Source organism: Pseudomonas sp. FG36 (genome assembly GCF_057809275.1).
In genome coordinates this window covers 1-372 of record NZ_JBMDJQ010000093.1, presented here as the reverse complement: position 1 = coordinate 372, position 372 = coordinate 1, and the positions used below count along the sequence as shown (strand labels likewise).

The 372-nt window shown below is 65.6% G+C and carries 1 protein-coding gene; it reads right to left on the bottom strand.

Features of this window, described 5'->3' with window-relative positions; genetic code table 11:
- The coding region (locus tag ACODS9_RS26570) for an AMP-binding protein (protein WP_489095128.1) at positions 1 to 372 on the bottom strand (372 nt) is incomplete at both ends.

Below are 372 nucleotides of genomic sequence, written 5' to 3'. Positions count from 1 at the left end.
GCGCCAGGCCGGCGTGGCCGACATGCAGCTCGCCGGTGCAGCCCTTGGCCACCGGGTTGAAGTCGGCGTCCAGCACGTACATCGACAGGTCCGGAATTGCCGCACCGATCGGGCTGCCCGCCTGTTGCGTGTCGGCGAAGCGGATCGGCCGGTAGGTCACGTGGACCGTGGTCTCGGTGATGCCGTACATGTTGATCAGGTTGTCGCAGTCCTCACCGAAGCGCTCGAACCAGGGTTGCAGTGCAGCCACATCCAGGGCTTCGCCGCCGAAGATCACGTAGCGCAGCGCCAGATCGGCAGTGCTGTCACAGACCACACGCATCAGCGGCTTGAACGCCGATGGGGTCTGGTTCAGCACGGTCACGCCCTGCT